We start from the raw sequence: 22,523 nt of genomic DNA on the forward strand, positions 1-22,523 counted from the left end.
GGCACATGGGCAAGAAGTTTTGGGTTGGCGGCTATTCGCCGGACGGTGGCGGGACAAGTTTGGGCATCCGGGCCATCGAGATCGGCAACGGAGTGCTCACCGACCTCGGGTTGGCCCACGTCGCCGACTCGCCGTCGTGGCTGGCCACCCACCCGGGACTTCCGGTGCTGTATGCGGCGCTCGAGCATCGCGGGGAGGTCGCCGTCTATCGCATCGTGGACGTGAACAGGCTTGAGCCCCTGGGTGGCCCGGTGGAGGCCGGTGCGCTGGTGTGCCACCTGGCCGTCGCCGGGGCGGGAACGACATTGATTGCCAGCTGCTACGGCGACGGGCGGGTGCTGTCCTATCCGATCCATCAGGACGGCTCGCTGGGCGACCCCGCCCTGGCCCCGGCCTCGGTCGACCCCTTTGCCGTGCCCGGACACCACCCGCGCGCCTCGCGTTCGCACCAAAGCACTGTGCTGCGTTCCGGGAGGATCATCACCACCGACCTGGGCCACGATTCCCTGCGGATCTGGGAGTTGGTGGCAGGCGGGTTGCGGCAGGAACGGCAAATCACGCTGCGCAAGGGGGACGGCCCGCGCCACCTGGTGGAGCATCCGTCCGGACTCGTCTACGTGGTCACCGAACACAGCGCCCAGGTGGTTGCGTTGGCAGCCGATGCCGCGGGGGAGTGGCGGGAGGTCTCCCGCGAATCCCTGGGCGACGGCATCCTGGCCGGCGAACATTTCCCGGCGGAGATTTCCCTGGACCGGCATACCAACAGGCTTTACGTCGGGGTGCGGGGAGCCCGGGCCATGGCCGTGCTGGGCCTGAAGGGCGGAAGGCCCGTCTTTCTGGGGGCCGCGCCGTGCGCCGGGGATTGGCCGAGGCACCACGTGCAGGTCGGTAACTCGCTCTTGGTTGCCAACCAGCTGTCGAACACCATCGAGGCCCTCGGACTGGATGCCGAGGACGGGCTGCCGAGCAAGCACTTGAGCTCGCTGGCGTTGGAGAGCCCCACCTGCATCGTCGCGCAAATACCGAGATAGTCCGGAGCCATCGGGCCGGTACCCACCGGTTGGCCCACAAGCCCGCCACCGGGTATGGGTATTGTGTGTTGCGGGCGCAAGGACGTCGTAGCGTGCCCCCAGGGTTGGATCTACGAAGAGCCGAGGTCCTCGGCCATGGAAGGGGCGGCATGAACCGGTGGTCGCACCCGTGGTGGTGGTTGCTGGACTACGCATATGCCGGGAAGCGGCAGGTCCTGTCGTTTATCCGCCGTCGAAGTCCCGAGTCGTACCGACAGGGCGATCCATCACTTCCGGCCATAGTCTTGCTGCCCGGGGTCTATGAGACCTGGTTCTTTCTTGACTCGGCGGCGCAACGGCTCAACAATGCCGGGTACCGCGTCTACACGGTCCCGGGATTGGGTTTGAACAGGCACCCGCTGCCCGAGTCCGCCCAGATCGTGCGGCAGCGCCTGAGTGAGCTTCGCCAGCAGGACGGGGTAAACCAGTGCCTGTTGCTGGCCCACAGCAAGGGCGGGTTGACCGGGAAGCTCGCAATGCTGGATGTGTTGCTGTCGACGGAGCCTGGGACGGAGGCTGATCCCTGCGGGGAGGCGCGAATCCTGGGTCTGGTGGCCATCGCAACGCCATTTGCGGGGTCGGTCTATGCCAAGTACCTGTTCCCACGCACGCTGCGCCACTTTTCACCAACGGACGCCGTCCTTTTGTCCCTGCAGGCGCAGCAGGCCGTCAACGACAGGATTGTTTCCATTTATCCGGAGTTCGACCCGCACATTCCCGCCGGCAGTGCGCTCGCCGGGGCAACGAACGTGAGGCTTCAGGTTGCCGGGCATTTCCGTACGCTGCGCGAACCTGTCGTGCTGGCTGCCGTCGACGAAGCCGTGCTCTTCCTGGCGCCCGATCACTGAGGGAAGGGCCCGCCGCCGAAACGAAAAGAGCCGCAATCTTTCGATTGCGGCTCTTTTCATGTGAGTGCGCCCAAAGGGATTCGAACCCCTGACCTTCTGTTCCGTAGACAGACGCTCTATCCAGCTGAGCTATGGGCGCATATTCTGCATCGATCCTGCCTCACGGCTTGACCTCGAATAACTATACATACCTTTGGCTTGCTGGTCGATTCACGTCATGGAATCGTGCGCGAACTCACGCGTCCGGCGGCACTGCGACTGCCCGTCCGGTGGCGACTTGCCGCCCGGCCGCAGCGGAAGCCCCCGTCGAGGATCGCGCCCGGATCGGAGCCGGGTCGTTTCCCCGATCCGGGGGCTGCGCGGCGCAATGCGTTGTATTGGAATCGGAATGGTCGGCGCAGCGTACGTCTTGGCAGGCGCTGAGCCGCCGTGCCGGTCGAAAGCATTCGCCGAGAGGGGTCGCATCATCGGGCAATGGTTCGATACGGCTTCCCGGGACGGCCCGTACCTCGTGGATGCTGCGCAGCATGCCCCGGGTAGAGCCGCTGAGTTGATCAAGGAGGAAAAACGGACCGGGCAGGCGGCAAGAGGATCCCGAAGAGGGCACCATTCGGATGGTTTCTGCCGCGGAGCATGTGAGGCTGCCCGTCGTTCACCCATGGTGCGGCCGCCTTCGAAGACGGGTCTACGGAGTAAAAAGAAGAGAAGCCACGATTTCTCGTGGCTTCTCTAGTTGGTGCGCCCAAAGGGATTCGAACCCCTGACCTTCTGTTCCGTAGACAGACGCTCTATCCAGCTGAGCTATGGGCGCATATTCTGTTTTTGGTACCAACCTCGCGGTTCGACCTCGAATAACTATACAGACGAATGCCGTTCGCGCAAAATCCCGGGGTCAGTATCGTGAACAGTCGCACCGTTGGCTTTCGTGAAGTATACCGGTCTACGTGACCTTCGTCACCTTAACCGTTTGGGGTGAAATGGGTGAAGCCCGAAATGCCGGGCTTTTCGGTGAAACTAAACCGGGAACGGCACTTTGGGGCGAGATGCGTCACAGGGGGCCGGGCTGGGCGGCCCCATAGCATCGACTTATTGCAAATTCAGCCCAATGGAGGGAATGGACATGAGCGAGAGCTCGGACCAGAAGGTCATCGATGCAGCACCGACAACGCATTCAAAGCTTGCCGCTTGGGTGCAGGAAATCGCGGAACTGACGAAGCCTGACCATGTCTATTGGGTGGATGGCACGCAGGAGGAGAACGATCGCCTGACCGCTGAACTGGTTGCCGGCGGCACGCTGCAGAAGCTCACCGATCCTTCGTTCCCGAATTCCTTCGCTGCCTTCTCGGATCCCAAGGACGTTGCCCGCGTCGAGGAACGCACCTTCATCTGCTCGGAAAACGAGAAGGACGCAGGCTTCACCAACAACTGGGAAAGCCCGGTCAAGATGAAGTCCATGCTCAAGGGGCTTTTCGACGGCGCCATGCGCGGTCGCACCATGTACGTGATCCCGTTCGTCATGGGCCCGCTGGATGCCGAGCAGCCGCAGTACGGCGTGGAGCTTACCGACTCCGCCTACGTGGTTGCCTCCATGCGCATCATGGCCCGCATCGGCAACGACGTGCTGCGCAAGATGGAAGCCGAGGACGCCTTCTTCGTTCCCGCCCTGCACTCGGTCGGCGCCCCGCTGGCCCCCGGCCAGGAGGACGTGGCCTGGCCGTGCAACGAGGACAAGTGGATCGTCCACTTCCCCGAGGAGCGTTCCATCTGGTCCTACGGCTCGGGCTACGGCGGAAACGCCCTGCTGGGCAAGAAGTGCTACGCGCTGCGCATCGCCTCGGTGATGGCCCGCGACGAGGGTTGGCTGGCCGAGCACATGCTCATCCTCAAGCTCACCAACCCGGAAGGCAAGAGCTACAACGTGGCCGCAGCCTTCCCGTCCGCCTGCGGCAAGACCAACCTGGCCCTGCTGGATCCGACCATTGACGGCTGGAAGGCAGAGACCCTGGGCGATGACATCAACTGGATGCGCATCGGCAAGGAAGGCGAGCTTCGCGGCGTCAACCCGGAATACGGCCTGTTCGGCGTCGCGCCGGGCACCGGCTGGTCCACCAACCCCAACGCCATGCGCGCCATCACCAAGGGCAACTCCATCTTCACCAACGTTGCACTGACCGATGAGGGCGGCGTGTGGTGGGAGGGCATGACCGACGAGGCACCGGCGCACCTGACCGACTGGCTGGGCAACGACTGGACCCCGGACTCCGGCCGTCCCGCCGCACACCCGAACTCCCGTTTCTGCACGCCGATCTCGCAGGTCGACATGCTGGCCCAGGAGTACTACAGCCCGGACGGCGTCGAAATCCACGCGATCCTCTTCGGCGGCCGCCGCAAGACCACCATCCCGCTGGTGACCCAGGCCCGCAGCTGGACCAACGGCATCTTCATGGGCTCGACCCTGTCCTCGGAAACCACGGCCGCAGCCGCCGGCGCCGTGGGCGTGGTGCGCCGCGACCCGATGGCCATGCTCCCGTTCATCGGCTACAACGCCGGCGACTACCTGAACCACTGGGACTCCATCGAGTCCAAGGCCAACCCGGAGCGCCTGCCCAAGATCTTCCTGGTCAACTGGTTCCGCCGCAACGCCGAGGGCGGCTTTGCCTGGCCCGGATTCGGGGACAACTCCCGCGTGCTGAAGTGGGCCATCGACCGCATCGAGGGCAAGGCCGACGCCGTCGAGACCCCGATCGGCTTCGTGCCGACCGGCGAGTCGGTCGACCTGACCGGACTGGACATGACCCCGGCCGATGTCGAGGCCGCAGTGGCCGTGGACAAGGGCGAGTGGGCCACCGAGCTGGCCAGCATCGAGGAATGGTACGCCAAGTTCGGCGAGGCCCTTCCGGCCTCGCTGCGCAACGAGCTTGACAGCCTGAAGGTGCGTTTGGAGGCCTAGGCCTCACTTCGCCGACAACGGTTGTGCAGGGCCCCGCTTTCATCGCTGGCCTCCCGATTCCGGGAAGGCCGGACTGGTGAGCGCGGGGCCCTTGCCGTTGGCCGACTCCGAGGTCGGGTCGCTGCCTCATCGCCAGTGGTGGGGCAGGCCTTTGGTCGACGGCATCGGCCAACAAGTGCGTGGCTGCTGGAACAATCCCCTAGGGGATGTGTCAGGATGAAAGCATGATTCTTGCGCGTTTGATCCTCGGGCTCTTGAGTTTGGCGCCCATGACCGGGTATGAACTGAAGAAGCACTTCGACTCGTCCATCAATCATTTCTGGAATGCCGACAAGGCGCAGATCTACCGCACACTGGCCCAACTGGTGAAGGACGGGCACGCCACCGTCACCACGATCGCCCAGCGGAACTATCCCGACCGCCAGGAACACCACATCACCGAACTGGGCCGGCGGGAGCTCGTCGAATGGCTGGGTGGCGACGTCACCGCCCACACCCCGCGCGAACCATTCCTGGCCCGGGTGTTCTTTGCCGCGGAACTCGACCGCGACTCGGTGCTGGAGCTGATCCAGGCCCGGCGCGAAGCAACGCAAGAGGTGTTGGACGACTACCTCTCCCAGCGTGAGGACATTGATATGAGAGCAGCAGCGGACCGTCGCAGCTTCCTGATGGCTGCAACCCTGGACAATGGAATCCGCCATGCGGCAGCCGAACTTGAATGGCTGGATGCAGTGACGGAGCACCTGCCATGAGCCAGCACCAGCACCCCTCCGACGGCGACGCCGGAGCCGACGAGGAATTCGTCGACCGCTCCCTGACGGACGATGCGACCCCGGCAGGCAAGCCGGGCAAGGCCCCCAGGGAAGAACAGCGGGTAGCGCCCGCGCCCCCGAAGCGCGGACCCCGTGACCGCAAGCCACGCCCCGAGCCGCATTCCAAGGCCAATCCTGCCGCGAAGGATGGATCGAAGCCCGACGCGGGAGCCGGAATTGCCCCTGAGGGTGCCGCGGCATCGAAGGCGCCCGCCGAAAAGGACGCCGAAACCACGCCGTCGACGTCTCCCGGCGAAGCACCCCGAACCGCTGCCGCGGAGAAACAGGGTCGTCCGGCCAAGGCGCCGAGACATCCCAAGCCAGCTGTCCCGCACACCCGTGCCGAGCCCAATGGCCCGGTGGCACCGGCCGCCGGGACGAAGCCGGCCCCATCCCTGGCCGCGGCGCCAAGGGATCCGGGAGGCTACCCGGAATTCCACGCGCCCACGCGCCCGCGCAAGGACGGCAAACCGGCCCAGACGATCGTGTTCCTGCACGGGGGAAATGTCGCGAACTGGACGTGGGACCCCCAGGTGCGCTCCTTTGGCGACTACGAGGTGCTCACCCCGCACCTTCCCGGATTCGGGGCCCGCGCCCAGGAGGACTGGGCTGGGCTCGACAGCGCCGCCGACGACGTGGCGGCGGTCATTGCCGACGAGGTCTCCAATGGCGGCGCCCACCTGGTGGGCCTTTCCCTGGGCGGCGTCATTGCGCTGCGCGTCCTGGCCAGGCACCCCGAGCTCGTGGAGTCCCTGATGATCTCCGGCGTCCCGGCCGCAGGCGTCTCGACCTCGATGCGCACCATGAGCCGGATGCAGCTGCGCCTGTTCGGCAGCGAATGGTACTGGCGCTTCCAGGCCGGCGCCTACGGCATGGTCGCCGACGAGAAGGAACTCTTCACCGAACACGGCACGCACCTGCGCGCGGACAACATGCGCGCCATCATGGACGAGGTGGACCCCGGCGGCGTCCCGGCCAAGCTTGGCAACTACAAGGGCCCGGCCCTGGTGATTGCCGGGAGCAAGGAGCCCAAACTGGTGGCCAAGTCCTTCCCTGCACTGGCCAGGGCGTTGCCGCAGGCCCAGTTCCGCACCGCCGTTGGCATGCACCACCAGTGGAACATCGAGGATCCGATCCTCTTCAACGCCACCGTGCGGGCCTGGGTCGAAAAGGGCACCCCACACCCGAGGCTGCAGGAGCCCGGGCAGTAACTCCCGGAAAGGGGTCTTTCGAGACCCGCAACGGGCAGTTCCCTGTCTTCGGACAGGGTTGCGCGAGGCGCCTGCGGCGTTGTTTTCCAGGTCACGCGGTCGGCGCGTTGCGGCGCAGCGAACCGGCGATGATGAACACGACTCCGGCTGCAAAGAGGGCGGCACCCGAAACCACGATGTACGTGTCCGCCGCCGTCATCCCGACGATCCTGCTGAAGGTTTCCCCGTCCAGCACGTGGCCCAGGTCCTCGAACTCCCGGAATCTGGCGAACAGGGAAATGGCCGTGACGACGACGGCGACCACCGAGGTGAGCAGGCAACCGAATCCCAGAACCAGATACAGGCGCTTTTTCTCGTTCATGAATGCCTCCAGGCCCACCACGGGGCGACCCGTGCCGGAATGCCATGTTGTTTCCAAGGCTAGCTGACGACGGGTCCGACAGAAAGAAGCGCGAGGCTCTCCACCGCCGGGCGGTGGAGAGCCTCGCGCCGTTCGCGATCCCGGGTCCTGCCGGTCCGGTTAAGCGGCAAGCCAGAGATCGGGTCCGAAGACCTCGTAGTGGATGTTCGTGGCAGGGATTCCGGCGTCGATGGCCTGTGAGCGGACCGCGCGCATGAAGGGCAGCGGGCCGCACAGGTACAGGCGGGCGTCCTTCGGCAGGTCCAGGCCGGCCAGCGACATGTAGCCCTCGGTCGCCTTGGTGTCCTCGTTCTTGGCGCTGATGTCCTCGAGCCACAGCTTCAGCTCGGCGTTGGGCAGCGCCCCAACCGATTCGCGCATCTGTTCCTTCAGTGCCCAGGCGTCCTCGGTTGCCTCGGCGTGGAGCACCAGGACCTGGCGGTCGGAGCCCGCGGCGGCCAAGGTGGCCAGCGCGGAGGCGCTCGGGGTGCAGCCGATTCCGGCTGTTGCCAGGACGATCGGGGCACCGGTCACGTCGATGACCAGGTCGCCGTAGGGGTTGGAAAGCTCCACGACGTCCCCGACCTTCAGGTGTCCATGCATGAACGGGGAGACCTCGCCGCCGCCGTCGAACTTGGTCGTGATGACGCGTTCGGTGGTGGAAGCTACGGAGTCGCTGAGCGTGTACTGGCGGCACTGGCGCAATCCGTCCAGCAGCGGGACGCGGACCGAGACGAACTGGCCCGCCTTGGCCACGGTCACCGGGGTGTCGTCGGCCGGGATGAAGCGGAAGGTGATGGAATCTGTGCCCGCGGCCGTCTTGGACACAAGCTTCCAGTCGGTCCAGACCTTGTCGTTGGCCTGCTTGGCGTAGAGGCCCTTCTCGATCTTGATCAGCGCATCGGCCATGAGCCAGTAGACCTCGGTCCAGGCCTCGGCGACCTCGGCGGTCACCGCGTCCCCCAGGTCTTCCGCAATGGCGGCGAAGAGGTGTTCGTACACGATCGGGTACTGCTCTTCAATGATGCCCAGCGAGGTGTGCTTGTGGGCAATACGGGAGAGGACGGCCTCGGGCAGGGTGCCCGGGTTGTTGACCAGGTGGGTGGCGAAGGCCGCGATGGAGCCGGCCAGCGCCTGCTGCTGCGCGCCGTTCTTCTGGTTGGCGCGGGAGAAGATCCCGTCGAGCAGTTCCGGGTGGGCGGCAAAGAGCCGGCCGTAGAACTTCGGGGTGATGTGTGAGATGCGCTCGCCAATGATTGGCAGCGTGGCTTCGATGACCGGACGGGACTTCTCGGAAAGCATCGGGTGGCTCCTGACGAAGGGGGAACGTTATCTTGCATGGAATATGCAAGATTGATAATTCAGTTCTACATGGCGTAGAAGTTGGTTGCAAATCCGCCGACCGGGTTCGCGGATGCCGGTGTCCTTGAGAGACGTACGGTCGCGGTCCCCGGCAGGTCGCAGGTGTTACGGAAGAACCGGGAAGGGCAGCGGCGAGCTGCCGGAAGCCGGGGCCAGGTCCTTCACGCTCAAGAGGTCAAGCTCCGCATAGAACGCCTCGCGGGCCCGTCGCAGGGCGCCGCGCAGCCTGCATGCGGCGAGCAACGGGCAGGGTGCCCCGGCCTCGGAGACACAGTCGACCACATCCTCGCGGCCGTCGAGGTCGCGCATCAGGGTGCCCACGCGAAGCCGCAAACCCTGGTCGGTGATTTGAGAACCGCCGTAGCGTCCGCGCGCCACGTCAAGGGCGCCGCGGTTGCGAAGCTCCACAATGGCCTTCGCGACGTGGTTGTAGGGCACGCCAATTTGCTCGGCGATGTCCTTTGTGGTGACCTGTTGGTCGCGACGGGAGCCGAGAAACATCAAGGTGCGCAGGCACACGTCTGCGAAGGCGCTGAGTCTCACGTGTTCCATTCTCGCAGGTCACGGGCAACGGCGCCGCGGACTGTGCCGAGGTGCACAGGGGGAAACGCCGGCCGAACACCAAGGTTCCCTGGCTGCGTGCCCAAAGACCTGTGGCCCGGAACCCGATGTGCCGGGTTCCGGGCCACAGGCCGGAAGCAATCCGGGGCTAGGCCCAGACCTGGATCTGGCCGCCCTCGGCGCTGGGCTCGGAGAACTCCCAGATCCCGGTTTCCGGGTCCGGCGCGGTGTACGGCTGCACAATGGCGATCGAGGCGCCGTCGCGGTGTTCGGCCAGCACGTGGACGGCATCCATGCCGTCGTCCAGCAGGGTGACATCCGAGACGAAGGCGACGGCGTTGAAGGAGTCGCGCTGGTCGGCCAGCAGCTGGACCAGGTCCTTCATCATGATTTCGGCGTCGATGTCGGCTTCCGGATCGTCCAGGTCCTCGGTGGGCTGGACGGCCAGCAGGCGCAGCTCGGGCTCGGCGTTTTCTTCCGTGGCGGGCTCAACGGCGATGGCGAAGGGAAGGAAAACGCCCTGCTCCTCCAGCTGCTCGCGGGCCACGCCCAGGGCGGTGCCCAGGACCTTGTTCAGCTCTGCCTGGGCAGCGTCGTCGAGTTCGGTGATCTTGTTTTCTGGGGTGCTCATGCGTTGCTCCTGACGATCGAGAGGACCTGGTTGCGGATGGATTCCATGGTCGCGGTGTCTTTTGCTTCCCCGTTGTAGCGCAGGAAGGGTTCGGTGTTGGAAGGGCGGAGGTTAAACCAGTATGACCCGTCGCGGGCGGTGACGGTGGTGCCGTCCATGTGGCCGACATCCACGGGGGCGTCGGCGAAATCGGCGAGCACGCGGGCCACGGCTCCCGCCTTGTCCTGGACCTCGGAGTTGATCTCCCCGGAGGAGACATACGGCTCGTACTCGGCGGCGAACTCGCTCAGCGGCGTGTCCTGGCGGCCCAGGGCCGCCAGCACGTGCATCGCCGCCAGCATGCCGGTGTCCGCGTTGTAGAAGTCGCGGAAGTAGTAGTGCGCCGAGTGCTCCCCGCCGAAGACCGCGCCCTGCTCGGCCATGACGGCCTTGATGAAGGAGTGCCCCACGCGGGTGACCACCGGGCGGCCGCCGGCCGCGGTGACGGCCTCGGGCACGGCACGGGAGGTGATCAGGTTGTGGATGACCACCGGGGAGTCCTCGCCCGCGGCCTGCGCGCGCGCGATCTCGCGCACCGCCACCAGCGCGGTGATCGCCGAGGGGGAGACCGGCTCGCCCTTTTCGTCGATCACGAAGCAGCGGTCGGCATCGCCGTCGAAGGCCAGCCCGATGTCGGCGCCGTGCTTCACGACGGCGGCCTGCAGGTCGCGCAGGTTCTCCGGCTCCAGCGGGTTGGCCGGGTGGTTGGGGAACGTGCCGTCGAGCTCGAAGTACATCTCGATGATTTCCAGTGGCAGCCCGGGCAGCAGGGCATCGCCCAGCACCGCGGGGGTGGTGAGTCCGCCCATGCCGTTGGCGGCATCCACGACGACCTTCAGCGGGCGGATGCCCGTCAGGTCCACCAGCCCGCGCAGGTAGTCGGCATAGTCGGCCAGCACGTCGATCTCGCTGACGGTGCCCTCGGGGGCCTCGGTGGACACCGGAAGGCCCTCGTCGAGGTAGCTTTGGGCCAGGTCGCGGATGTCAAAGAGGCCGGTGTCCGAAGACACCGGCACCGCACCGGCCTTGGCCATCTTGATGCCGTTGTAGGCGGCGGGATTGTGGCTGGCGGTGAACACCACCCCGGCGCTGTTCAGCGACCCGGCCGCGAAATAGAGCTCGTCGGTGGAAATCAGCCCCAGCAACTTCGGGTTGGCGCCGCGGTAGGCGGCCCCGCGCGCGAAGGCCGCGGCAAACTCGGGGGAGGAGGGGCGCATGTCCCCGCCCACCAGGACGTCCTGGCCGGCCAGGCCCAACACGTCGACGAATGCGGCGCCAATGGCCTCGACCGCCTCGGCGGAAATGGTGGCCCCGACGATGCCGCGCACGTCATAGGCCTTGAAGGACTCAGAAAGATCGATTTCCACACTCACACCCATGAGCTTATCCGGTTGGTGTGGCGGGGCGCGGATTTGGGCCGTCGAAGGTGAGTAGTTGCATAGGGCGCCAACACCGCCGGTGCGGGCAAGTGTCGGTGGACACTGGAATACTGGGGCCATGGACGCCTACACACCCAGCATCGATTCGGACTTGCGCTCCGCTGCCACCTCCATCCTGCGTTCCCTGGTCGGCCGGGAGGATGCGCAGTTCCACGATGGCCAGTTCGAGGCCATCGAGGCCCTGGTGGCCGGGGGCCGCCGCGCCCTGGTGGTGCAGCGCACCGGCTGGGGAAAGTCCGCCGTGTACTTCGTGGCCTCGCTGTTGCTGCGTGCCCGCGGCGCCGGACCGACGCTGATCGTTTCCCCGCTGCTGGCACTGATGCGCGACCAGGTTGCCGCCGCCTCGCGTGCCGGGGTGCGCGCCGAGGCCATCAACTCCGCCAACGCCCTGGACTGGCAGTCCATTGCCCAGAAGCTCGACAACGACGAGCTGGACGTGCTGCTGGTGTCCCCGGAGCGGCTGAACAACCCCGTCTTCCGCGACACACAGCTGCCGGCGCTGGTGGCCCGGATGGGGCTGTTGGTCATCGACGAGGCGCACTGCATCTCCGACTGGGGCCATGACTTCCGCCCCGACTACCGCCGCATCAAGGACCTCATCCACGCCCTTCCCGGCAGCGTCCCGGTGCTGGCGACCACCGCGACCGCCAACGAGCGGGTTGTCCACGACGTGCAGGAGCAGCTGGCCGTGGGCGGCGCCGAGGTCTTCACGCTGCGCGGTTCCCTGGCCCGCGAGTCGCTGCGCCTGGGCGTGTTGCGGCTGGCCTCGCCGCGCTCGCAATTCGCCTGGCTGCTCACGCACCTGAACGACTTCCACGGATCGGGCATCATCTATACGCTGACCGTTTCGGCGGCCGAGGACATCACCCGGCTGCTGGCCGAGGCCGGGCACAAGGTGCTGGCCTACTCCGGGCGCACCGACACCGAGGAACGCCACCGCGCCGAAACAGCGCTGAAGAACAACGAGGTCAAGGCGCTGGTGGCCACCAGCGCGCTAGGCATGGGCTTTGACAAGCCGGACCTGGGATTCGTCATCCACGTCGGGGCGCCCAGCTCCCCGGTCGCCTACTACCAACAGGTGGGCCGTGCCGGCCGCGGCAGCATCAACGCCGACGTGCTCCTGCTGCCCGGCCCGGAGGACAGGGAAATCTGGCGCTACTTCGCCACCAGTTCCATGCCCGACGAGCAAAAGGCGCACGCGGTCCTGGAGGAGCTTGGCGCCACCCAGGGGCCCCTCTCGGTGCCCGCGCTCGAGGCCCGCGTGAACATCAAGCGCACCCCGCTGGAGTTGCTGCTCAAGGTGCTGGCCGTCGATGGTGCAGTGGAAAGGGTCTCCGGCGGATGGATCCGTTCGGGCGCCCAGTGGTTCTACGACGCCGAGCGCTACACCCGCGTGGCCGCGGCCCGCGTGGCCGAGCAAAACGCCATGCTTGACTACGAGAACCTGAAGACCTGCCGCATGGAATTCCTCTCCCGGGCACTCGATGACCCGGCGGCCGCGCCGTGCGGTCGGTGCGACAACTGCGCCGGCGTGTGGTTCAGCGACGAAATCCAGGAAACGGCCAAGGACTCGGCGCAAACCGCGTTGGGCCGCGTCGGTGCGCTGGTCGAGGCACGCCGCATGTACCCCGGCGGCATGGAAAAGCTTGGCGTTCCGCTCAAGGGCAAGATCAAGCCCGAGCTCCAGGCCGAGGACGGCCGTGCGCTGGCCCGCTTGACGGACCTGGGCTGGGGAGGTCGGTTGCGTGCACTGCTGGAAAATTCGGACGAGCCGGACGCACCCATTGCACAGGCCATGCTGGATGCCTGCGTCAAGGTCCTCAGCGAGTGGAAATGGTCAACCCGGCCGGTCGCCGTGGTGTCGATGCCCTCGCGGACCCGCCAGCAATTGGTGGGGTCGTTTGCCCACGGCATTTCAACCATCGGACGGCTGCCGTACCTGGGGCAGCTCGAGTACCGGGACCACGGTCCGCGCGGCGGCTCCGGCGGAAACTCGGCCTTCCGGCTCGCGGCGGTCTGGGACCAATTCGTGGTTCCGGCCGAAATGGCCGAGAAATTGGCGGGCGCCCCCGGTCCGGTCCTGCTGCTCGATGACTTGGCCGATAGCCGGTGGTCGATGACCGAAGCGGCCAGGATCCTGCGCGAGGCCGGCACCCCCGGGGTGCTGCCCTTTGTGCTCGGCATGGCGGGCTGATCCGGGCTCCGGGTGGTGGGCCGCATCTGGCCAATGCGTGCGCCTGGAACCGCTGGTGTCCTGCTATTCCTTCGCGGCCGGCCAAGTGCCAAAATGGGGCGAGCGCTGTTCCCATTCTGGCGCTCAACGTCATCCAGGGAAGAAGAAGTCATGGCTGAATTCATGGACGTACACAACCACATGAAGGGTTTGTCTGCGGCCGATCTGCAGGCTGCACACGCGGCCGATCTTGCCATACAGGGCGAGGAAAACGTGGAGTTCAAGAAGGCGTGGGCTGACCCGGAGAGCGGAAAGGTGTTCTGCCTCTCCGAAGGCCCTTCGAAAGAAGCCGTTCAGCGGGTCCACGAGCGCGCCGGCCATCTGGCCGACGAGATCTACGAGGTTCCGCTGGTCGTTTGAGTCCTGTACCCGAGGCAACGGTGGCTCGGGGCATGGGCACGCCAAGGGGGGAAACGGGTCGCCCTGCCGTCGAATTCCGACGGCAGGGCGACCCGTTCGCATCGCTGGGTACACCCAGCGCCTGCCCGGTTCCGCGGATGTCGGGCGTCCGGGGCAGCAGGAATCCCGGAGGGGGCCAACGGATTCCTCGGCCATAATCTGGCCATCGCCAAGTTCCGCCGCGCGCCTGAAGGGGCCGTAGGCTAGAGACATGGAAATTCTGCTTTGGGTCGTCGTCCCGCTGCTCATTCTCGGACTTGCGTGGATCGGGCTAAAGAAGCTGCGCATCAAGAACTCGGCCGAGGTTTCTGCCGCGATCACCCCCGAATCGGCGCAATTGGCCGCCGGGCGACTGACCGCCGAAGGGCACCGTGCCGTCTACAGGTCCCTGGCCACAGGGGATTTCATGGCCGCGGTGCAGAACTACAAGGCGATGACCGGCGACGGATACAAGGCCAGCATCATCGCCGTCCGGAGCCTGGAACGATTCCCCCAGGTCCGCCAGGAGCCCACGACCGGCCCCACCATTTCCCAGCAACTCGAGGCCGAACGCCGTGCGGCCAGGGCCGAGGAACCAGCGGCCCCCGAAGCGCTGGAGCCCGACGGGGCGACCGGAATTCCCGGCCCGCCCGATCCCGTCGCGCGCGCCGGGGAAGACCCGTCGAAGAAGGTGCAGGCCGGCCCCCAAACCCCCGATGACCCCTGGGTGGTGCCCAGCGAGTGGGCGGAGGAATTCGGCAGCGAATCGGAACGGACCTCCACGCAATTCAAGGTCGCCTACCTGGTGGACGGGGAATCCCGTGAATTCGCCAGCGAGGACCTGCCGCCGGCCGAATACGACCAGTTCCTGTCGTTGGTGCGCGACGAGGACCTGCCCGGGGCAGCGGAACTCATTGCCAAGCACTCTGGCCTGGAGCACGCCGAGATCCTTCGCATGCTGCGGGCTTCCCCGCTGGGTGGCGGCAAGACACCAACCGCAAACATTGCCGATTTCAGCTTCGAGGGACAAGGTCCTGACGGTGAGGTGAAATTCAGCGTCAACGATCTCGGGGAGCCCGAACGCACCGAGCTGCTCGAGCACCTGCGCATGGGTGAACTCGACGCGGCAACGACCATTGTAGTCCGCCACACCGGCCTGCCCGACGAAATGGTGCGCACGCTGCTCAACGCGTTCGGAGACGGGGACAAATAGGCGCCTGCGGCACGGAGGCCTGACACGACTCCAGCCGCCCGCATGTCGGTACCCGCCCGGGACCGGCTGCGGGCGGTTTCTCGCTGTTTGCGGCATCGCCCGCCACCCGCGGCCCAAGACGAAAAAACCCCTACCGAAGTAGGGGTTTTTCAGCGGACACGGGGAGATTTGAACTCCCGGTCGAGTTTAACCCCGACACTTCATTAGCAGTGAAGCCCATTCGGCCGCTCTGGCACGTGTCCGTTTCGCTGTTTCCAGCTCCCCTAGACTACCCAAAGCAGGCGCGGCACACAAAACGAGCGTGAACGGCCCGCAACAACCGCGCGGGAAAGGCGGCCCGCTGCCACCAAACAGCCTCGCGGCGCGATAGCGTAGGCCGCATGACAAGGGCTTCCAAACTGGTCACGCTGGCTGACCTTGACTACTCCTCCGCCGACAAAAGCCGTGTTTCGGTGGCTGCCCGGCTCGGCCTGCTTCTGGAAGACGGAAGCAGCGTCCTGCTGCTCGATAACCGCGGGTGGTCCACGAGCCAGCGCTGGTCGGACGCATCGGTGGACGACATCGAGGAAACCGCCTTCGGCGTCGTGGGACCGGATGCCCCGGCGGAGGACCAAGACGATGAAGAGATGGCCACGGAGTATTGGGAATCACTGAGCGAGATCCTGGAGCAACGGGATCTCGACATCGGCCCGGCCGAACTCCGCGAGCTGCCCCACGAAGTCCGGCTGAGCCAGCGCCTGCTCAAACGCATCGATGCCGCCATCCAGGACCTGAATGGCAGAGATCGCGGATTGTGAATCAGCGGGCGACGTGCCGCCAGAGGAACTCGTAGCTGGTTGCGAGCATGGTGGCCGAGGCCTTGTTGTCGCTGGCGCCGGCATGGCCGCCGTCCAGCGACTCGTGGTACCGAACAGAGTCGACGCCCATCTCCATCATCTTCGCTGCCATCTTCCGGGCCTGCACCGGACCGACCCTGTCATCGGACGTCGCGCTCCAGATCAGGGAGGCCGGGTACTGGACGCCCTCGGGCAGCGGATCGTCGAGCCGGTGGTAGGGGGAGAAGGTCCGCACGAATTCCCAGTCCGCGGGTACGTCCGGGTCGCCGTATTCGGCGATCCACGAATGCCCGGCGGCCAGCCGGGTGTACCGGCGCATGTCCAGCAGGGGGACGCCGCAGGAAATCGCCCCAAACAGCTCCGGGTAGCCGGTGATCATGTTGCCCATGAGCAGCCCGCCGTTTGACCGACCCGTGGCGGCCAGGTGTTCGCGCGAGGTCACTCCCCGGGCGATGAGGTCACGGGCAACGGCCGCGAAGTCCTCGTAGGCGCGGTGCCGGTTCTCACGCAAGGCGGCGCGGTGCCACCGCGGCCCGTACTCGCCGCCGCCGCGGATGTTCGCCACCACGTAGCTGCCGCGACGTCCCTCCGCCGTGCGGCGAACCAGCCAGCCGGGACCCAGGGCGCCAAGATAGCCCGGTGTCAGGCTCGTCTGGAATCCGCCATAGCCATTGACCAGCACGGGGTTCCTTCCATCCAGCGCCAGTCCGCGCGGGGACACCTGGAAGTACGGGACCCGGGTGCCGTCATCGGAAACGGCGAAGTGCTGGGAAACCTCGAAGTCAGCGGCGTCAAAGCGGGCAGGGGCACTCTTGACGACCTTGGGGACAGCGGCACCTGCCGGGTCCTTGCCGGCGCCGACAGTGCCGCGGGCCAGGGTGGTGGGCGTGAGGAATCCGGTGAGCGTCAGCCAGAAGTCGTCGCCGCAAGCGGGATCCTCGTCGTCGACCGCGGAGATGCTGAAACTGTGCAGCGGGGATTCGAGATCCAAGGAACGCAGCGCAAAGTCCTTCGCAGGATCGCAAACGAGTATCCGGGAGGAAACGTCCTGCAGGACATTGAGGAGAATGTGGTGGGCGGTGAAGTCGATTGACTGGAGGGATGTGGAAGCCGAGGGAACAAAGATCTCACGCAACACGGCAGTGCCGGCCATGAACTCTTCAAGATCGGCCAGGACGAGGGAGCCCGGAATGTGCGTGGCCCCGTCGCGGGTCCAGGTCGTCTGCGGGGAGAACAACACCCATCCGCGGTGCAGCGAGACGCCCACGTCGGTGGGAACCTCGAGATGCACCCATTGGTCGCCGCATCGCAGGTAGGTCTTGGAGTTGTAGAAGTCGATGACGTCGTGGGCGACATCGCGTTCAAAGCCGGGGGTCGAATCGTGCGAGACATAGGCCAGGACGTGTGATTCGTCGATGGCGAAGACTTCCTCGGCCTCGGCCAGCTCCTGTCCACGGGCCAGCCGGCGCACGGTGCGCGCGTAGGAGGACAGCGTGAGTGATCCCTCGCCGACGTCGGTGGCGACAAACAGCGTGTCCGCATCCGCCCAGGAAACATTCGTCTTGGCCACGGGCAGGTCGAAGCCGCCAGGGACAAACGCGCGGGAGGGCATGTCGAATTCCCGCACCCGCACCTGGTCCCCGCCGTCGGGTGACAACTTGATCAGGGCACGCGCATATTCGGTGCCCAGAGCCGGACGCAGCATCTGCGCCCCGGAGAAGACCCAGTCAATTCCCTCGGCCTCCGCCAGGGCATCCACGTCCAGCAGGATTTCCCAGGCGGGGTCCTCCTGCCGGTAGGACTCCCAGTCGGTGCGCCGCCACAACCCCTTGGGATGCCGCGTATCTCGCCAGAAGTTGTAGTAGTGGTCCCCGCGCTTGGTGACCATCGGGATCCTGTCTGCGGCATCCAGGACCTTGAGGATTTCTGATTGGGTCGCGGCAAAATCGTCGTCGAAGAGCTCGGCCTCGGTGCGGGCATTTTGCCCGAGCACCCATTCCATGGCCCGCTGGGAATCGAGCTCCTCCAGCCACAGGAACGGATCCTCGTCGGTGTCTACATCGGTTGGATTCCCGATACGTTGTTCCAGCACATCAGCGGCCTGCGCGTTGGAATTGGCAGGTGAACCGGCCAACGTTGTCGAAACTGGGGTGTCCAAGGGAGGGATTCTCATATTGACAGTCTAGGTAAAGGGACTGGACGCGCATTTGTGTTCGTAATCGATTCGTTACTCGATACCTGATGAGAACCACTTTTTTGTCCGGGTTTGTGGGTATGTTGGGCACTGGGTCTTAGTTTCGTTGAATAGGGGATAACGATGCAATTCGGAGAACGGTTAGCAGCACTCGCAGCAAAGATTCAGCAGCAACGCACCATGATTGAAACCGAAGAAGCGACGAAAAACGCATTCATCATGCCGTTCATTTCGACGATCCTCGGTTATGACGTTTTCAATCCTCTGGAAGTCATTCCCGAATTCACGGCCGACATCGGGATCAAAAAGGGCGAGAAGATCGACTACGCGATCATGCTTGAGGGCGAGGTCCAGATCCTGATTGAGTGCAAGCGGTCGGTCGGCGGTCTAAAGTATGAGCACGCGTCCCAGCTATACCGATATTTCGCAGCCACAACTGCACGCATAGCGATCCTGACCAACGGCGAGGTCTACCAGTTCTACACGGATCTGGATGCTCCGAACAAGATGGATGCAAAACCATTCTTGATCCTCGACATGAACGACATCGACGAAACGCTGATTCCGGAGCTGCGCAAGCTGTCTCGGGAAGCCTTCGACCTCGAATCCATCGTTAGCGCCGCCGAGGAATTACGCTACGTCGGCGAAATCAAGCGGACCATCGCCTCGAACTTCCAGGAGCCGACGGCCGAATGGGTCAAATTCCTTTCTGCGGGCGTTTATGGGGGTCAATTTACCCAACGAGTGCGCGAGCAGTTCACGGGGCTCGTGGCCAAGGCGACAAAACAGTACCTAGCAGACCAGGTGAATGAACGGCTCAAGGCTGCACTTGGGGAACCGAACATCCCCATGGTCACCGCCGTTCAGGCCGCGGCGAGCGTTACCAGCCAACCTGTGGCTGAAGCTGACCTCGAACAGGACGACGGAGTCGACACGACCCTGGATGAGCTCGAAGGTTTCCACATTGTTCGAGCCATTGTCTGCATGAACGTCAAGGTTCACCGCATTGCACATCGCGACGCGAAATCATATTTTGCCGTGCTCCTCGATGACAACAACCGCAAGCCCATCGCAAGGCTTCATTTCAACAGGTCCCAAAAGTATCTGGGGCTTTTTGGGGAGGACAAGGCGGAGGCGCGCATCCCCATTGAGAGCCTGGACGAAATCTACCTACATGCCGATGCCCTGAGGGCCACGGTGGAAAGGTATGAAGCGGTCTAGGCTAACCGGCCCGGGCACTTGACCTCCGCTTCGCTTGGGCGCGACCTCCCGTGGGGGCTTCCGGCGAATCGACAGGCTGCAACGGCAGTAGGCTGAAACCGTGAGTGAGAAGCAGAATCCCGGACGGGAACCGTACGTCATAGCAGTTGTGGGTGCAGGGCCGAGGGGAACCTCGATTCTCGAACGCCTGGCCTCCGAATTGGCGGGCGCCAGAATCAGCTCGCGCCAGGTTACTGTCGTGGTTTTTGACGTCCATGATCCCGGTGCAGGGCATGTCTGGTCCACGGCACAATCCCGGCATTTCCTCATGAACACCCCGGCCGGTTTCCCGACCGTGGCCCCCGAGCGCACGCATCCGGATGAACCGGGGCTGAGCTTTGACCAATGGCGTGCAGCCGGCGGCGACGGCGCGGTGCTCAGCAGCGTGGAACGGGTGGAACTCGAGCACATGGACCGGGGCTCGTATCCGCCGCGCGCCCTCTACGGTCGCTACCTGCGTCACGTGTTCGACCGGTCGATTGCCGCCTTGCGGTCGCATCCGGCCGTCGCCGAGGTACGTTTCGAGCGTGCCGAGATCACCGGGCTGCACCGCGGGGAGGCCGACTACCAGCTGCAGGGGCACCCGGTCGATGAGGCCCGCCCCCACCCGCGACGGTCCGGCGCGGGATTTGAATTGCGCGCCGACGCGGTGGTGTTGGCGCTGGGACATGTCCCGGCGCGGCTGAACCCCGTGCAGGAGGCCATGGCCCAGGCCGCGGATGACGCCGGCCTGCTCTACCAAGGCCCCAACGTCCCCGGGGATGTTGCCTGGGACAAGGTCCCGGGAGGGGAGAGCGTCTTGGTGCGCGGACTGGGCCTGAACTTCTTTGACGTGATGATCGCCCTGACCGTGGGCCGTGGCGGGCAGTTCAACGAAATCAACGGCGGGCCCGGACGGGCCCTGGAATATTGGCCCACGGGGCGCGAACCGCGGATCGTTGCTGCCTCCCGGCGCGGCACGCCCTACCGCGCGAAATCCTGCATCGAGGAATTCATCCCGGACTCGGTCCACCTGCGTTACCTGGATGGCGAGCTGATCGTGCAGAAAGTCGCCGAGGCGCGGGTCCTGAACCCGGAAGCAGCGGTGCGCTTTGACGCCCATGTGTGGCCGCTGCTTCACCGCGACGTCCTGTTGGCGTACTACCGTGCCGCCGCGCTCCGCCACCCCTCCCGCTTCGAGGTGGACCCGGACGAATTCGTCGGGCTGCTCACCGATGCCCTCGACGCCGAACACCAGGCCGGATCCCAGGTGTGGCTGCAGGACGCCCGCCGGCTCGTCGAGGAACTCGCCCCGGCCTTGGGATTCCTGGATGTTCCGGGGCTGGGCCATCCCTTTGCCGAGAGGGGGTTCTCCTCCCAAAAGGAATACCAGAAGGCCGTCATGGAATATCTGGAATATGACGCAATATCCTCGGTGGAAGGGGAGAGGGACCCGTTGAAGATGGCCATCGCCACCCTCAACGCCGGGCGCATGATCGTCAAGGACATGATCGCCGAGGGCCTGATCTCCGACGAATCGCGACTGCTGGAGGTGCAGGGCTGGTTCGAACCCCTGGTGGAGGGGCTGGCTTCAGGCCCGCCCCTGCAGCGCATCGAGGAACTTGCGGCCCTGGCGCGGGCCAACGTCGTGGAGTTCATCGGCCCGGACCCGGAATTCGAGATCGATCTGCCCACCGGGATGTTCACCGCGTCCTCGCCGTGGATCGACGCTCCGGCGTACACCGCGCGCACGCTGATCGAGGCGATGATGCCGGCCAACCGCGTGCTGCAAACAGATTCCCCGCTGCTGCGGCAAATGCTGGACGACGGGCTGGCGGCGCCGTTCACCATGCACAACGACCAGGGCGAACCGATTCCCGGCCAGGGCCTGGCTGTCGTGGGCGATCCGTACCGCATGGTTGATGCCAAGGGGCTGGCGCACCGCGCCATCTTCGTGCTCGGGCTGCAGCTTTCATCCGCCCAATGGGGGACGGCAATTGCGGCCCAGGCCGGGGCGCCGCTCGACGGAGCGGCGCGGACCATCGGCGACGCCCAGGACATTGCCCGGGAACTGCTTCGCCTTAGCCAGGTCAAGGACCTGGACCAGACGCGCTGAGACAGATTCGCTGAAACGAAGGCGGAGGGAAGGTGCGGGCACCAAGGCCCGCACCTTCCACCGGGCCGCAGCTAGCCGCGCTGCACTCCCACCAGCTTCAGGGATGCCCCGCAGCAGTCGGTGATCGCGGCAACCCGTCCGAATTCCGAATCCTGCGGGTCCTCGGTCACGCTGCCGCCGTTGGCCACGGCCGTGGCGCAGGCCGCGTCCACGTCATCCACGCCCCAATAGGTGATCCAGGACCCGGGGACCTCGGCGGGCAGGAATCCTGAGGCATCCATCAACCCCGCCTTGGCAGCGTCGCCCTGTCCGTAGGTGGTGTACCTGAATTCCGGGGAATCGGACATCACGTGCGTGTCCCAGCCGAAGGCCTTGGCGTAGAACTCCACCGCCGCCTGGTAGTCCTTGGAATGCAGCTCGTGCCACGCAGGCGTTCCATGCTCCGAATCGGCGCCGAATCCCTGGTGCTCCTGCGGCTGCCACACGCCGAATGCGGCGCCTCCGGCGTCAAGGAAAATGCCCATGTGCCCGTATGGCGCCACATGCATCGGCGGCATCAGGACCTGGCCGCCGGCGCCCTGGATGCTGGCCTGGGTGGCCGTGATGTCGTCGCTTTTCAGGTACAGCGACCAGATGTTCGGAATGCCCCCGAACTCCGGCTGGTAGGGGGAGAGTCCCGCGACGAGGCGGCCCTGCCGGGTGGCACTGAGGTACCCGCCGTATTCCTCGGCGACCGGTTCCTCGAACTCCCAGTCGAAGAGTGCTGCGTAGAACTTCTTGCTGGCTTCGATGTCGGTGGTCATGATGTCGGTCCAGACCGGGTTTCCGGCGGGAGTGCTTTCGCGCAGTGGCATGTCGAACGCTTCCAATCTTGGGGTTGCCGTTGGTTCGGGTCCGGGAATCGTGCCAGCCCGGTTGCTAGGAATCCTACGTGCACCACCGGCACCTGGCCATGGCCTGCAGGTTAACGGAAAGGAGGCGGTTCCCGTAG

General features: G+C 65.4%; 18 protein-coding genes and 3 tRNA genes. 11 read left to right on the forward strand and 10 right to left on the reverse strand.

Features of this window, described 5'->3' with window-relative positions; all coding sequences use genetic code 11:
- The first annotated feature begins 5 nt into the window (after positions 1 to 5).
- Both AC6CHY_RS11190 and AC6CHY_RS11195 read left to right on the forward strand, forming a co-directional pair.
- Positions 6 to 1,031: a lactonase family protein gene (locus AC6CHY_RS11190; RefSeq protein WP_217390672.1), complete on the forward strand. Its 1,026-nt coding sequence runs from the start codon at positions 6 to 8 to the stop codon at positions 1,029 to 1,031.
- Positions 1,032 to 1,180: 149 nt separating this feature from the next.
- Positions 1,181 to 1,918: an esterase/lipase family protein gene (locus tag AC6CHY_RS11195; RefSeq protein WP_217390673.1), complete on the forward strand. Its 738-nt coding sequence runs from the start codon at positions 1,181 to 1,183 to the stop codon at positions 1,916 to 1,918.
- Between the two features lie 65 nt (positions 1,919 to 1,983).
- Here AC6CHY_RS11195 and AC6CHY_RS11200 read toward each other — a convergent pair.
- Positions 1,984 to 2,057, reverse strand: a tRNA-Arg gene (locus tag AC6CHY_RS11200).
- Between the two features lie 595 nt (positions 2,058 to 2,652).
- Positions 2,653 to 2,729, reverse strand: a tRNA-Arg gene (locus tag AC6CHY_RS11205).
- Positions 2,730 to 3,038: 309 nt separating this feature from the next.
- Between AC6CHY_RS11205 and AC6CHY_RS11210 the strand changes: the two genes are divergently transcribed.
- From AC6CHY_RS11210 to AC6CHY_RS11220, 3 genes are all read left to right on the forward strand, one after another.
- A complete protein-coding gene (locus AC6CHY_RS11210; protein WP_217390674.1) occupies positions 3,039 to 4,868 on the forward strand; it encodes a phosphoenolpyruvate carboxykinase (GTP) in 1,830 nt (609 codons plus the stop codon).
- Positions 4,869 to 5,092: 224 nt separating this feature from the next.
- On the forward strand, positions 5,093 to 5,620 hold the full coding sequence (locus AC6CHY_RS11215) for a PadR family transcriptional regulator (protein WP_217390675.1): 528 nt from the start codon (positions 5,093 to 5,095) through the stop codon (positions 5,618 to 5,620).
- On the forward strand, positions 5,617 to 6,891 hold the full coding sequence (locus AC6CHY_RS11220; protein WP_217390676.1) for an alpha/beta fold hydrolase: 1,275 nt from the start codon (positions 5,617 to 5,619) through the stop codon (positions 6,889 to 6,891). The genes AC6CHY_RS11215 and AC6CHY_RS11220 overlap by 4 nt, the downstream gene beginning before the upstream one ends.
- 91 nt (positions 6,892 to 6,982) lie before the next feature.
- Here AC6CHY_RS11220 and AC6CHY_RS11225 read toward each other — a convergent pair whose 3' ends face one another.
- From AC6CHY_RS11225 to AC6CHY_RS11245, 5 genes are all read right to left on the reverse strand, one after another.
- Positions 6,983 to 7,252, reverse strand: a complete 270-nt coding sequence (locus tag AC6CHY_RS11225) for a hypothetical protein (protein ID WP_217390677.1) — start codon at positions 7,250 to 7,252, stop codon at positions 6,983 to 6,985.
- Between the two features lie 159 nt (positions 7,253 to 7,411).
- Positions 7,412 to 8,593 (reverse strand): globin domain-containing protein, encoded by a 1,182-nt coding sequence (locus AC6CHY_RS11230; RefSeq protein WP_217390678.1) that lies wholly within the window; start codon positions 8,591 to 8,593, stop codon positions 7,412 to 7,414.
- A 165-nt stretch (positions 8,594 to 8,758) separates the two neighbouring features.
- The gene (locus AC6CHY_RS11235) at positions 8,759 to 9,205 is read right to left on the reverse strand and encodes an RrF2 family transcriptional regulator (RefSeq protein WP_254456374.1); all 447 of its coding nucleotides are present in this window, start codon (positions 9,203 to 9,205) and stop codon (positions 8,759 to 8,761) included.
- A gap of 157 nt (positions 9,206 to 9,362) precedes the next feature.
- Positions 9,363 to 9,845: a hypothetical protein gene (locus tag AC6CHY_RS11240; protein WP_217390680.1), complete on the reverse strand. Its 483-nt coding sequence runs from the start codon at positions 9,843 to 9,845 to the stop codon at positions 9,363 to 9,365.
- Positions 9,842 to 11,263 carry a phosphomannomutase/phosphoglucomutase gene (locus AC6CHY_RS11245; protein WP_217390681.1) on the reverse strand — a complete coding sequence of 474 codons (1,422 nt, stop codon included), beginning with the start codon at positions 11,261 to 11,263 and terminating at the stop codon, positions 9,842 to 9,844. The genes AC6CHY_RS11240 and AC6CHY_RS11245 overlap by 4 nt, the downstream gene beginning before the upstream one ends.
- Before the next feature lie 118 nt (positions 11,264 to 11,381).
- On the opposite strand from AC6CHY_RS11245, the gene AC6CHY_RS11250 reads away from it, so the two are divergent.
- The 3 genes from AC6CHY_RS11250 (at position 11,382) to AC6CHY_RS11260 (ending at position 15,147) form a co-directional block, all read left to right on the forward strand.
- Entirely contained in the window at positions 11,382 to 13,517 is a 2,136-nt protein-coding gene (locus AC6CHY_RS11250; protein WP_498226733.1) for a RecQ family ATP-dependent DNA helicase, read from the forward strand.
- Between the two features lie 150 nt (positions 13,518 to 13,667).
- Positions 13,668 to 13,916: an SCO4226 family nickel-binding protein gene (locus AC6CHY_RS11255; RefSeq protein ID WP_217390683.1), complete on the forward strand. Its 249-nt coding sequence runs from the start codon at positions 13,668 to 13,670 to the stop codon at positions 13,914 to 13,916.
- 250 nt (positions 13,917 to 14,166) lie between these two features.
- The gene (locus AC6CHY_RS11260) at positions 14,167 to 15,147 is read left to right on the forward strand and encodes a hypothetical protein (RefSeq protein WP_217390684.1); all 981 of its coding nucleotides are present in this window, start codon (positions 14,167 to 14,169) and stop codon (positions 15,145 to 15,147) included.
- A 153-nt stretch (positions 15,148 to 15,300) separates the two neighbouring features.
- On the opposite strand, the gene AC6CHY_RS11265 is transcribed toward AC6CHY_RS11260, so the two are convergent.
- Positions 15,301 to 15,389, reverse strand: a tRNA-Ser gene (locus AC6CHY_RS11265).
- A gap of 138 nt (positions 15,390 to 15,527) precedes the next feature.
- Here AC6CHY_RS11265 and AC6CHY_RS11270 point away from each other — a divergent pair.
- On the forward strand, positions 15,528 to 15,944 hold the full coding sequence (locus AC6CHY_RS11270; RefSeq protein WP_217390685.1) for a hypothetical protein: 417 nt from the start codon (positions 15,528 to 15,530) through the stop codon (positions 15,942 to 15,944).
- Position 15,945: 1 nt separating this feature from the next.
- Here the strand turns inward: AC6CHY_RS11270 and AC6CHY_RS11275 are convergent, their stop codons facing one another.
- The gene (locus tag AC6CHY_RS11275; protein WP_498226734.1) at positions 15,946 to 18,156 is read right to left on the reverse strand and encodes a prolyl oligopeptidase family serine peptidase; all 2,211 of its coding nucleotides are present in this window, start codon (positions 18,154 to 18,156) and stop codon (positions 15,946 to 15,948) included.
- Between the two features lie 144 nt (positions 18,157 to 18,300).
- Here AC6CHY_RS11275 and AC6CHY_RS11280 point away from each other — a divergent pair, with 144 nt between their 5' ends.
- Both AC6CHY_RS11280 and AC6CHY_RS11285 read left to right on the forward strand, forming a co-directional pair.
- The gene (locus AC6CHY_RS11280) at positions 18,301 to 19,398 is read left to right on the forward strand and encodes a type I restriction endonuclease (RefSeq protein WP_498226735.1); all 1,098 of its coding nucleotides are present in this window, start codon (positions 18,301 to 18,303) and stop codon (positions 19,396 to 19,398) included.
- Between the two features lie 100 nt (positions 19,399 to 19,498).
- Positions 19,499 to 21,532, forward strand: a complete 2,034-nt coding sequence (locus tag AC6CHY_RS11285; RefSeq protein WP_498226736.1) for an FAD/NAD(P)-binding protein — start codon at positions 19,499 to 19,501, stop codon at positions 21,530 to 21,532.
- Positions 21,533 to 21,603: 71 nt separating this feature from the next.
- Here AC6CHY_RS11285 and AC6CHY_RS11290 read toward each other — a convergent pair whose 3' ends face one another.
- On the reverse strand, positions 21,604 to 22,386 hold the full coding sequence (locus AC6CHY_RS11290) for a VOC family protein (protein ID WP_217390687.1): 783 nt from the start codon (positions 22,384 to 22,386) through the stop codon (positions 21,604 to 21,606).
- Between the last annotated feature and the right edge of the window lie 137 nt (positions 22,387 to 22,523).

Source organism: Paeniglutamicibacter sp. GQ140 (genome assembly GCF_059759235.1).

What these genes read in the sequence shown, in the direction of transcription:
- AC6CHY_RS11190 (WP_217390672.1), top strand. Translation starts at nt 6, where the DNA reads ATGGGCAAGAAGTTTTGGGTTGGCGGCTATTCGCCGGACGGTGGCGGG.
- AC6CHY_RS11195 (WP_217390673.1), top strand. Translation starts at nt 1,181, where the DNA reads ATGAACCGGTGGTCGCACCCGTGGTGGTGGTTGCTGGACTACGCATAT.
- AC6CHY_RS11210 (WP_217390674.1), top strand. Translation starts at nt 3,039, where the DNA reads ATGAGCGAGAGCTCGGACCAGAAGGTCATCGATGCAGCACCGACAACG.
- AC6CHY_RS11215 (WP_217390675.1), top strand. Translation starts at nt 5,093, where the DNA reads ATGATTCTTGCGCGTTTGATCCTCGGGCTCTTGAGTTTGGCGCCCATG.
- AC6CHY_RS11220 (WP_217390676.1), top strand. Translation starts at nt 5,617, where the DNA reads ATGAGCCAGCACCAGCACCCCTCCGACGGCGACGCCGGAGCCGACGAG.
- AC6CHY_RS11225 (WP_217390677.1), bottom strand. Translation starts at nt 7,252, where the DNA reads ATGAACGAGAAAAAGCGCCTGTATCTGGTTCTGGGATTCGGTTGCCTG.
- AC6CHY_RS11230 (WP_217390678.1), bottom strand. Translation starts at nt 8,593, where the DNA reads ATGCTTTCCGAGAAGTCCCGTCCGGTCATCGAAGCCACGCTGCCAATC.
- AC6CHY_RS11235 (WP_254456374.1), bottom strand. Translation starts at nt 9,205, where the DNA reads ATGGAACACGTGAGACTCAGCGCCTTCGCAGACGTGTGCCTGCGCACC.
- AC6CHY_RS11240 (WP_217390680.1), bottom strand. Translation starts at nt 9,845, where the DNA reads ATGAGCACCCCAGAAAACAAGATCACCGAACTCGACGACGCTGCCCAG.
- AC6CHY_RS11245 (WP_217390681.1), bottom strand. Translation starts at nt 11,263, where the DNA reads ATGGGTGTGAGTGTGGAAATCGATCTTTCTGAGTCCTTCAAGGCCTAT.
- AC6CHY_RS11250 (WP_498226733.1), top strand. Translation starts at nt 11,382, where the DNA reads ATGGACGCCTACACACCCAGCATCGATTCGGACTTGCGCTCCGCTGCC.
- AC6CHY_RS11255 (WP_217390683.1), top strand. Translation starts at nt 13,668, where the DNA reads ATGGCTGAATTCATGGACGTACACAACCACATGAAGGGTTTGTCTGCG.
- AC6CHY_RS11260 (WP_217390684.1), top strand. Translation starts at nt 14,167, where the DNA reads ATGGAAATTCTGCTTTGGGTCGTCGTCCCGCTGCTCATTCTCGGACTT.
- AC6CHY_RS11270 (WP_217390685.1), top strand. Translation starts at nt 15,528, where the DNA reads ATGACAAGGGCTTCCAAACTGGTCACGCTGGCTGACCTTGACTACTCC.
- AC6CHY_RS11275 (WP_498226734.1), bottom strand. Translation starts at nt 18,156, where the DNA reads ATGAGAATCCCTCCCTTGGACACCCCAGTTTCGACAACGTTGGCCGGT.
- AC6CHY_RS11280 (WP_498226735.1), top strand. Translation starts at nt 18,301, where the DNA reads ATGCAATTCGGAGAACGGTTAGCAGCACTCGCAGCAAAGATTCAGCAG.
- AC6CHY_RS11290 (WP_217390687.1), bottom strand. Translation starts at nt 22,386, where the DNA reads ATGCCACTGCGCGAAAGCACTCCCGCCGGAAACCCGGTCTGGACCGAC.